We start from the raw sequence: 11142 nt of genomic DNA on the forward strand, positions 1-11142 counted from the left end.
AACTCCCATATCAAATTCAAAAATTAAAATAACTTTTGAATACCAACATAAAATACATTCATTGTAAGTTTAGTAAATTCAGATTCACCAGGTTGTGTCTCCACTGTATGAAATAGTTGCAATGATTTATTACGATAGCTATATTCATATCCCGCATACGCCCTAAAACCTGTGCCAATAAATTCTTTTGAAATCTCTAACTGCAACCCTATTTCACCAAATCCAGCAAGACGGTAGTCACTTGTCCAGTAACCATCACTTGGTATTTCAGTAAAATAAAGAGAGTAAAAATCTGCAGCTGATTGAGAGTAATATCGAACCCCTGGAATTACAGTCCAACCAGAGTTACCAATTGGTGTATTTAAACTCAAATTAAACGTATGTGAATGAATGCCCCAATTATCTATATAATAACGATAACGAAAATTCATAGCAGGACCATTAAAGTAATACAACGCTTGAGTGACAAATGCAAATATGTTACGCACTTCAGGTCGAGAATCAGCTACAACTGGACTAAACCCTGGTGGTGGCGGTGGTGTAATCCAAACAAGCTTATAAGGATCTGATAGAAACCCACGTTCATTAGCATAGTAAACATTCTGCGACATTAAAAAACGTGGTGTGATTACTTGGGTAATACCTAAGAGGTACTCTTGATTATGTGATGTGCCACCCGTTCTTGTAAATCCTTGACTTGATACTGGATAATCATCGTCATATGAATAACTACCACCAAAAGTTAATGTTGTATTGTTATCATTCATATCGATATTAGCTTTCAAACCAGTAAATAAAGATGTGTAGTCATCTTCATCAGAGAATCCACCATTAACAGAAACAGAAAAATAATCGCTATAATGAGTCGTTTTAACATTCAGCGCCGTTCGTCTATCAATTACTGATGCACTTGTGGTTACTTGTGAGGCACCACCACCAGCTGTTGGTGTATAAAAAATAGGCGTTGCACTTGTAGTTACATCACGGAGAAATGTGATATCAGCATCTTGACTATCACTTATAGGTACTTGAAGATGTGCAAAGATACTTTGACTATCTGAATTATTATCAACATAATCAAAATGTGTATTACTTCCGCCATACATAATATCTGCAAATACACGCTTAACTGGTTTTCTGGATCGATCATCAATCGATAGCGGTGTGTATAAGGTATCATCTACTCCACCAGTATCTGAAGCTGTTTCTGGCTGTGCCTTTAAATCTGCCACAGATGAGGTTATATCATCTGAATTATCATCCTGTGTCGCTGTAAAAGCAATACCCGGTAACAAAAGCGCAGCACCTGTTAAAGAACATAGCAATTGTTTCTTTTTATCTAATTTTTTACTCATTCCGTGCGATTCCTGATAATGTTACAATTATTTTTTATCAAGCCACTTAAAGCAACCTTTTAGATAAAATTAAGACGCCCTATTAGTCCTATTTTATCTTAAGATACTTTATTACTAAGCATAGCAGATTTAGAAATTTTGCAAGTATTTGTGTGAAAACAACAAATAAACACCATAGTAAAAGAAATAATATGACTGCATTTCATCCTTCAATATGCACTAGGGTTTAGATTGAGATGCTTTTTCTAATGTATTGATTACTTTAGTTTGCGTCAGCAATTCAGGTAAGACGATTCCTTGTGGATACTGTTGACTGTAAATCACATTAAAAGGAATCGCATGACGGTCAAAGGAATTCAGATAACGGGTAATTTTAATCGATTTATTTGTCCAATCAGCTCGCATGGCAATGATATTTTCTTGATTAAGCGCGGTAATAACTTTTGGACTTTCTAATACAAATTTTTTATTGTAAAAACACGTCGCACACCAAGTTGCAGTCACATCGATAAAGACAATTTTTCCTTGACTAATATACAAGGGAATACGCTCTAAATTAAAAGGTTTCCAAAATGTATTACTTATTTCTATATCTGTCTGTCGATTTGTAAAAGTAGCTAGAAAAGGAATCGTAAAACTAATAAAAACCAAAAGTATAATTAATAATCCAAATATTTTTTTTAATTGTATTAAGAATTTATATTTTATAAACAACATAACAGCAATAATAATTAGTAAGGCTATAATAATTACAATAGCTAAAAGATTAAGCTGCATAGATAAGATATAAAGTAACCAAATAATCGTACCAATTAATAACATACCTAAAATTATTTGTAACTTTCTCATCCAAACACCCGGTTTTGGAATGCATTTAATAATTCTTGGAAAGATAGCAATTAATAAATAAAGACTTGCAAAACCCAAGCCCATAGCAAGAAAAATAATAATAATATCAAATGGGCTTCGTGATAAAGCAAACCCCAGGGCCGTTCCAACAAAAGGTGCAGAACAAGGCGTTGCCAATAACGTAGCAAATATACCTCTAAAAAAATGTTCTATTAAATAGTTTTTAGCATGTGTTTTCATAGCAAAGCTATTGACACTAAGAAACATTTTAAATTCAAAGAAACCGAAAAAATTACAAGCAAAAAATGTCAATATAATCATCATAAAGATAATAAATAGTGGTTGTTGAAATTGCACACCCCAAATAAAATCAACACCAATAATTTTTAAAAAAACAGCGACAAGTGCAAGCACAAAAAATGAAACCAAAATACCAACAGCAGTCGATAAAAATTCCTTGCGAACACGACCTTGGCTCTTATCTGAATTATTGATGATATCACTGATTTTAATAAATAAAATAGGTAAAACACATGGCATAAAGTTTAAAATAAACCCACCTAATGCAGCAATTAACAAAATAATCATTAATACTTTAATACCTGTTTCATAACGCGTAATTAACATTGTTTTTTCTAGGGCATTATTCTGGTCAACCAAGGTAATTGTTACAGACTTCTCTAAAGGCGAGATTTTAGGTGATTGATCCATATTACTATTATGATAAATTTGACTAACAAATTGAAATTTAGAATCACTTAACTTTCTATAAAGCTTAGGCGCATTAAAAAATAAATCACTTGGGCCTTCGATAAAAATTTCAGGCGCGACAAATGCATCAAGCGAACTTGTTGTAATTAATAACTCTGGAATGCCTTTTTGTCCTTTTTTCAATTCAACAGCATGTAATTTAAGTGACGGTAAATAATCTAGTTTCGGCACCTTATCTAAAAAGGCTTGGATTTGATTGGCTTTAGGAGATATCACAGCGTCTCCGGGTAATAAAGTCATATAGAGTTTTGTCTTAGCTGGAATACAGGCATCTATTCGACAAAGTATATAATTGAGTGTTAATGCCACTTCTGCCTTTTTTTTTGGCTCTAATACTTCAGCAATAACTGGAAAGATAACCTCATGTTCATAAACATTAGACTCTATGCCTAATATCATTTTACGCTTCGGATAGGGCCATAACATCTTAGTAATTTGAATATTCTTTGAATCATCCCAGCTAAACTCTGGAGGAATGCCTGCAACTCCAGGGTTGCGCCAATAAATTTTCCAGTTATCAAATAAGACAAAGCGAACACCTAACAAAATACTTGTTTTTTGCTCATTAAATGTATTAGCAGCACTTAGTAGTGTCACTTCTGCTTTGCTAGATTTTAAGGTATTTTTAGTCGCTTGATTAGATAATGAAGCAAATACACTCACACTAAATAGTAAGTAAAAAATAAAACAACAAACAATACTAAAAATATTTATTCTCATAAAATACCAAAAATAAAATAATAAAACATACCATTAATGTAAATTATAGTTATTTAATTTACTTGTCGCAAAAATAGTAGACAAATAAAGTGAAATAAATTTAAAGTAAATCTATCATTCATTAATGCTTCATTTACTTACTTTCAATAAATATCAATTAGTTATTTAAATAAATTAGGATATAACCATTGAAATATAAAACTCATTGCTTCATTTATGCGAGATCATTATAATTGCATTAACAATATTTAAACAATCCGGGGTTGCATAATGACAAATGTACTAATCTATTCAAAAAATGATTTGAAAGATGTTGAAGAATTAATCACTAAATCTAAGTGTTTTCTCTATCGAGCTGATGAAGGTCAAACTAGTGAGTATATCAAGGAGCAATTTACAAAAGACCTAAATCGACAAGGTCAACTGATTGGCTCAGAAAATAGATCAACAACCCCTCATTATGAATATTATATGAGTCAGTTATTAGATATTAAGGTAATGTTTGCTGCTGGAATCAAACTTGATGAAGAAAATCTAAATAAGAGAATAATAAGAAATGCACAAGTACCAGAAGAAACATATATAAACTTGAGTGAATGTAAAAAACAATTTGCAGTTTCAAATAACTATGGCGATAAAATAACAATAAAATTTGATACTGAAACTGGTGTGACTATTCACCCAGATAATCCAGATTTATTATCTAGTAACAAATTAACCATATTACAATTATTTGAACAATCCTTATTAGCTTACCCTGATCATAAACTACTAACAGAGATTAAAAAATCACAAAGTCAACTAATTGAACAGATCTTAAATGAACCAAAAGATAATGTTATTAAATCACTCAATAGTAAGGTTTTTCAATTAGAAGATCTATGTAAAGACATCTTTGAGTCAGATAAAAGTATCACAACTATACAAAATAAATTTAATGAAATTATGAAACCTAACATATTAGAGTTTCCCTTCTATCAACAGTTTACTAATATAGTAGCTTCACTCAGTCTTAGTCAATGGATCTATACTGACTGATAAAAATTTATCTGCGTTTAGACTTAACCTGCTCTTTTTTAGCTTTCTGATGACTTATGATATAAAGAGAAATTGCACTGATTATCGCTGCAATCCATTCAACTGAGTGTGCGAAATCAAGATCAAAGTAAAGGTTTATTACACAAACAACTAGATAACTAATTACCAATAAATAAAAAAGATATTTAATTTGACGATCTTCCACCCAATAATATGGCCAAAGCCCAATTAGATACAACATATAACTTAATAAAGTAATAGCTGCTTCATTGGCGCCACTTTTATCAATGGTAATACATTCTGGTAAACCCTACTGACCAATGGCTTTTTTAAGGAACTTAAAGGCTGATTCTTCATCTTGTTTTTCAGAAAGCATAAATTCTAGAGTGTCGGCGCCTTCAATAGCACGATATAAATAATAATCCTTGCCTTTAATTTTGATGTAGAGCCTAAGTTTCATTCATGCACCAACTACGATATGCCTTAGATTTTTTGTGTTTTTGCCTGAATGATGCTTCTAATTGATCTGCATAACTAACAACCCAACGATATACAGTTGTACGGTCAACTTTAAAACCACGCTCTCATAATAACTCTTCAACATCACGATAACTTAACGAATAAGATAAATACCAACGAATAGCTAATATGATGACCATTTTATTAAAATGACGCCATTTGAAACCATCATCTATAACATCCTGTGCCTAATTTGGCAGAAGTTTAGCAAAGTGACAATTTTTTGCAACAGAACCAATAAATTTAACTATATCAATTATTGTTTCTTAGGTTATTAATGATAGTTTAACTATAATTAAATCATCTTTTTAAGATATTAATTTATTTCTATAGACTATAATATAAAATTTAATCACAAATAATAATAATTAATTTCCTTCAACAAGAAGCAGAAAAAGGTCAAATCATGGCCTTCTTTTATAGATTGGCAGGTATTTGTAATGTTGGAATATGCTCTACTACACGTTTTTTAGGATTCCAAGACTGTTCATTAGTATAGTTAATTGACTTACATACAGCATTACCTGAAATATAATCTACTTTAAACCCTGATTTACTATTACCTAATAATTTAATTTTACATGGTAGCTGATTTTTATTTTTTAGCTTAAATGCCGTATTAATAGGTAATTTATATGTAGAATGAATATTTGAATCTTCACTTGAAGATATATGATATTTAACGCCATTAACTACAACAGATATTAAGCCTTCCTCTGATGGAACCATAAAGTGAAATGAAACATTTTTGTTATTGCTACCGCCTGGAGTAGTAAATGTTTGGCTGCGTTTTATAGTGTCATTTTGGTCTGAAGCAGCGACTGTTACAGTATAGGTTGTATCTGGAAGCAATTTTGTTTGTTTTATAAACATAGGTACTGGAGATGTTAATGGATTTTGATCAACACCCTTACCAGTAATTGTATATTTATAATTTACACCATCAATAGGTTGCGAAACAGCAAGCCAGGTAATCTTAGCAGTTGTTTTAGTTATATCACTAACTTTAATTGGATGGCTTCCCCATTGAATACTGTTTGGATTTGATTGATAAGTAATGCTTCCTTGGATTGTATCTCGTAATAATTCGTTATAATCCTTAGCTGTAGCAGTAACTGTATAGCTTGTATCTTTATTTGCTACTAGGTTACTAAAGTTAACCTGCAAAATAGATTGATCTTTTAATATTGTTGCATTACATGCAGCATTTGGTTCATTAGCCACTTTACAACTATAGTTAATGCTTTCATTGTTTTGACCATTGACTACTTTAGCTAATTGATTAATGTTAAATTGTTTGCTTCGTTTACCAAAAGTCATATTAACTGTCGGCGCCTGTTTAATCCATGAAATTTTTGTCATAATAGGCAATACTTGTTTACCTGGAGACATTTTAGCTAAAGTAATTTTAATTGGTGTCCCAAATGGCGGGTTAACATAATTGCTTACACCTAAATAATCACTATATGAATAAACATAATTATTAAAATATCTTCCAATTCCAGTTTTAGGATCTGGGTTTGCAACAGCTTCAGTATATAAATTAGCATACGACTTTGTTGTGCCTATAATATTTTTAGAAACATCTGTATAGTACTTATGGATTAAGTTTTTCATATTTGCTTCACTATAAACTATATTATTACCAGCTGGGAGCATACCAACTGATTGAATAGCAGATAAGGCTTTCCCAATTTCTTTGTGAGTATTTTTAAGCCATATACCACCAAATAATTCAGGAGCAGTTGGTCTATTGACAGAAAAGAAAGCTCCATTATTACAAGAAAATTCAAGAGTTTGTTTATCATTCAATAACGAAACATGCCCAATACATAGACCATGATGACTAGTCTGAATTTTAATAGACTGATTATTAATATAGTTGGAAAAATAATTGATTGGAAATACATGTGTAAAATCTGCACCATTACCTAGTACTCCTGGGGATAGTATCCTAATTATCTTATTGCCTTTCCTTACTACTAATTTACCCCATGTGCTTTTATCAGCATTATCAAGCTTAGTCGCTATATTTGTTAATACTTCCCTAACCTCAGTTCGAAAATAGAAAGTAATTTAACTAATTGAATTTTAAGATGTTATGATGAATTAAATTTCACAAAATAACATCACTCATCATGGAAGACTTACTCATCACAACATTTTGTCGCCTAGACGACTTCTGCATTATCCTTGAAAAAAATTTAAAAGCCAACCTAATAGGCAAAGAAAAATCAAGCAGAGGCAGAAAGCCTATTTTAACAGTCAGTGAAATAGCTGTAATCTTAGTTATGTTCCAACAAATTAAATAGCGTACATTTAAAGATTACTACAACGACTTTGTTTGTGTTTACTGGGTTAATCACTTCAAGAAGCTACCTAGCTATAACCGTTTTGTTGAGTTAATAGAACAAGCTATATTACCACTAAGTTTATTTATTTTAGCTAACCAAGGAGAACAAACGGGCATTTATTACATTGACCCATCTAAGCTAGCAGTTTGTCATAATTTAAGAGCTAAGCGTCATAAGGTATTTTCATCTGCTGCAAAGAAAGGAAGAACTGGCATGGGATATTTTTACGGTTTGAAATTACATTTAGTTGTAAATCAACACTGTGAAATTATGAACTTTCAGATTTCAAAAGGTAACCTACATGATAGCAAACCAATGCTCTCACTATGTGATAACCTTACTAGTTATTTATTTGGTGATAAGGGCTATATCAGTAAAGACAAGAAAACAACTTTATTTGAAAAAGGTTTAGAGGTAATTATAAAGGTACGAAAAAACATGAAACAGCCAATACTGACTACTGAACAAAAACAGTTATTAAATCAACGAAGCATTATTGAAACTCTATTTGATCATTTAAAAAACTCATTAATGCTTTGGCATACTAGACATCGTTCAGTTAAAAATGCCATGACTCATTTGCTTTCTGCATTAGCTGCATGGACGATTAGTCCAATTAAAATTTCAGCTCAAAAAAAGATTGCTTATATGAAAAATTAATTATCGAACTGAGGTTGGTTAGATTTAAAAGGCTATATGAAAGTTATGGATTATAACTAACAACAGAAACGGGAGAAGAGCCCCCCCTATTACTCTGGTCATTTTTCATATTCATTGTAGAAGAAGCAAAAAAGCATTGAAATGGACGATTTAGAGCATTGATAGTGGTATCATTCAAATTTTGAATTTCTTTTAATATTTGCTCTAAATTTTTATCAGAAGCTAAAGCAGTTAAAGCATTATCTTTATCAACTCCACTAAGATGCTTATCTTGATCTAGCAAATTAAAACATAAACTAAATTCAGTGATGTTATCTAGATTACTAATTATTTCATTAAAATTTTTCTGATTAATACGCTCTAAATAGTGTTCGTATCTATCAATAAAAATAGCAGAGAATTTCAATACGTTATCATCAACTATAAATTTTTCTATAGTATTAGAAGATATTTTTTTGAATAAGCTCGAATGTGATTTTATAAAATTCATGTTTGTTATTTTAGCATCACTTTCGGCTATAGTAAAAATTTTAGTATGTTTAATTAACTGATCATTTTCCAAGCACATTTTCACTAATGTTACTAATGAACTATTTTTAATTAGGTTGTCAAATTTTTTTTGATCCATTGATAATAGATAGAATTTAGGCATTATTATTAATTGTTGAAGTTCCTGGTTATATATTATTTCTTCTAGCTTTTCAGCTGTCATCTCACCATACTCCTTTTTCTTATCATCCAGGAGAATTATTGCTCTTTGAAGTGCTTCATTATTTATTATTTCATTAGAGTTATTTTTAAAAACATCTCCATATTTTTCAGTTAGTTTAATTGCTAAATTAATCTTTGCAATATTTTTTCTTTGAATTTCTATTGTTGTAATATTATGGATAATTATATATTTATAAGCAGGAAAACAATGTGCATTTTTAATTAATTCATTAAGATTATTAGTCTCAAGCTTGTTCAAGGGTAATTGTAATAAGTTATGTCGTATTGAATTATCTTTTATTAATTGATTAAGGTTATCAGCATTAATTTTATCCAATGGTAATTGTAATAAATTATCTCGTATTGAACTATCTTTTATTAATTGATTAAGGTTATCTGTATTAATTTTATCCAATGGTAGTTGTAATAAGTTATGTCGTATTGAACTATCTTCTATCAATTGATTAAGATTATCAGCATAAATTTTATCCAATGGTAATTGTAATAAGTTATTTCGTATTGAACTATCTTCTATTAATTGATTAAGATTATCTGTGTTAACTTTTTCTAAAAATCCAGTTGAGTATAATTTATTAAATATACCATTTATAGCACCAATCTTATTCATAGCACTATTGAAGTCATATTCTAACTTATTAAATACATAAGACATATATGGATGATCTATTAATATTTTTAATTGATTTGGACTAATTTTGTTTTGGTTAACTAAATCCAAAATTTCTTTCCTATATTTAATTAACCCATCTGTAATTGTCAAAAAATCTTTTATATTTTTTACTATTCTTGTTTGTTTATTTATTCTAGAATAAATCTGAACTATTGATGATAAATCATCCACTAATTTGGCATCAAAAATTAGTAATTCAAGATTATCTATGTCTATATTGTTATTTATATCTAAAAACTGAAATAAATAAGCAAGGTTTGTTATATCTGACTTATTTTTTTTCATAAGAAGATTTTTACAAGACTCTCCAATGGTTGTTTTACTTATTTCTGTAAAAAGATATGAATAACTTGTATTTAATTCCCCTATATCTGTAAATGACATAATATTTTTTTTGGAAAAATTTTGTCCTTTATTGTATTTTTCAAAAATTGAAGAAATTTTAAATAAATTACCATGGTTTTTATTTAAACAATAAATTAAAGAATTTTTCTCAGTACTAATTTCTATAATTTTTGAAGCAGTATTAACTATCTCTGCCCAATTATTATTAACAGCATACTCAGAAACAAATATAGACAAATCAACTTCATTTAACAAATTATGAGTTTCTAGATTACGTAATAGAGCTTCAAAAGATATGAGTAATTTTGGGTTCATATTTTTTAAGATATCTGTGATACTTCTTTGCTTTAAATCATCAGTTAATAAAAGTTTTTTTAAAATATATCCAATATGAGGAATACTTTCACTCTCCTGCATCAAATGACTAATACTTATGTTAAGTAAGTATTTTAAAGAAGATAGAGACTGAAATATAGATGATATATTTTTTAGACTCTCATAATCAATTTGTTTATCTAAAAGATCTGAAATTTCTTTTTTGTAGTAGTTACTAGGTATTGATTGAATCATATAATTCAGCTGCAAATAATAATTATCATCTTGAGTAAGTAAAAAATTTATTTTATCTTGATTTAAAACTCCTATTTCTTTTAGTGATTTCAGTAAATATAATAAATTATCTGATTTTTTATTATCAAGAAAAAGTTTATCTATTTTAAAATCATTTATAAGTGATAACTCATAATACGGTAATTTAGGATTGTAACCTGTATTTTTAAATATTTCTGAAAAAACATTGTATTCCATTGATCCATATTTAGGTAGATTTTTTTTAAATATTTTTATTATTTCAGTTATTTCTATTGTATTACTATTACATAGTTTGCGTAAATTTCTTATTGATTTATCAAAATTAATAAATTTTCTCATCCAATTTAATTTATTATATTTTCCCAATTCATTTTGAATTATATTTTTGTTTATAGTCATTGTAATATACCTGATAAATAATATACTGCTATATAATATATATACCATATGCTATAAAAATAGTAATGTCTCTTTTTGTTACATAAGTGATTAATTAATGATCATCAACTTGTTAGCAATTCTTAGGTTAGGTTGCAAA

At 29.2% G+C, this 11142-nt stretch carries 6 protein-coding genes and 1 pseudogene; 2 read left to right on the forward strand and 5 right to left on the reverse strand.

Features of this window, described 5'->3' with window-relative positions; all coding sequences use genetic code 11:
• Positions 1 to 23: 23 nt before the first annotated feature.
• Both KFE69_13325 and KFE69_13330 read right to left on the reverse strand, forming a co-directional pair.
• Positions 24 to 1355: a DUF3570 domain-containing protein gene (locus KFE69_13325; GenBank protein ID UTW42438.1), complete on the reverse strand. Its 1332-nt coding sequence runs from the start codon at positions 1353 to 1355 to the stop codon at positions 24 to 26.
• A 219-nt stretch (positions 1356 to 1574) separates the two neighbouring features.
• Positions 1575 to 3695, reverse strand: a complete 2121-nt coding sequence (locus KFE69_13330) for a thioredoxin family protein (GenBank protein UTW42439.1) — start codon at positions 3693 to 3695, stop codon at positions 1575 to 1577.
• Positions 3696 to 3965: 270 nt separating this feature from the next.
• Between KFE69_13330 and KFE69_13335 the strand changes: the two genes are divergently transcribed.
• Positions 3966 to 4733, forward strand: a complete 768-nt coding sequence (locus KFE69_13335; GenBank protein ID UTW42440.1) for a hypothetical protein — start codon at positions 3966 to 3968, stop codon at positions 4731 to 4733.
• A gap of 310 nt (positions 4734 to 5043) precedes the next feature.
• Here the strand turns inward: KFE69_13335 and KFE69_13340 are convergent, their stop codons facing one another.
• Both KFE69_13340 and KFE69_13345 read right to left on the reverse strand, forming a co-directional pair.
• Positions 5044 to 5193, reverse strand: coding sequence for a DDE-type integrase/transposase/recombinase (locus KFE69_13340; protein ID UTW42441.1), 150 nt, complete (start codon positions 5191 to 5193; stop codon positions 5044 to 5046).
• A 476-nt stretch (positions 5194 to 5669) separates the two neighbouring features.
• Positions 5670 to 7064, reverse strand: a complete 1395-nt coding sequence (locus KFE69_13345) for a fibronectin type III domain-containing protein (GenBank protein UTW42442.1) — start codon at positions 7062 to 7064, stop codon at positions 5670 to 5672.
• A 326-nt stretch (positions 7065 to 7390) separates the two neighbouring features.
• Between KFE69_13345 and KFE69_13350 the strand changes: the two are divergent.
• Positions 7391 to 8266 (forward strand): annotated as a pseudogene (locus KFE69_13350) (IS982 family transposase).
• 43 nt (positions 8267 to 8309) lie between these two features.
• Here KFE69_13350 and KFE69_13355 read toward each other — a convergent pair.
• Positions 8310 to 11003 (reverse strand): hypothetical protein, encoded by a 2694-nt coding sequence (locus KFE69_13355; GenBank protein ID UTW42443.1) that lies wholly within the window; start codon positions 11001 to 11003, stop codon positions 8310 to 8312.
• Between the last annotated feature and the right edge of the window lie 139 nt (positions 11004 to 11142).

This window comes from bacterium SCSIO 12844 (assembly GCA_024397935.1).
In the GTDB taxonomy this organism is placed as follows: domain Bacteria; phylum Pseudomonadota; class Gammaproteobacteria; order Francisellales; family Francisellaceae; genus M0027.

Bases quoted from the DNA above. Each gene is read 5' to 3' on its own strand.
- KFE69_13325 (UTW42438.1), bottom strand. From the start codon at position 1,355: ATGAGTAAAAAATTAGATAAAAAGAAACAATTGCTATGTTCTTTAACA.
- KFE69_13330 (UTW42439.1), bottom strand. From the start codon at position 3,695: ATGAGAATAAATATTTTTAGTATTGTTTGTTGTTTTATTTTTTACTTA.
- KFE69_13335 (UTW42440.1), top strand. From the start codon at position 3,966: ATGACAAATGTACTAATCTATTCAAAAAATGATTTGAAAGATGTTGAA.
- KFE69_13340 (UTW42441.1), bottom strand. From the start codon at position 5,193: ATGAAACTTAGGCTCTACATCAAAATTAAAGGCAAGGATTATTATTTA.
- KFE69_13355 (UTW42443.1), bottom strand. From the start codon at position 11,003: ATGACTATAAACAAAAATATAATTCAAAATGAATTGGGAAAATATAAT.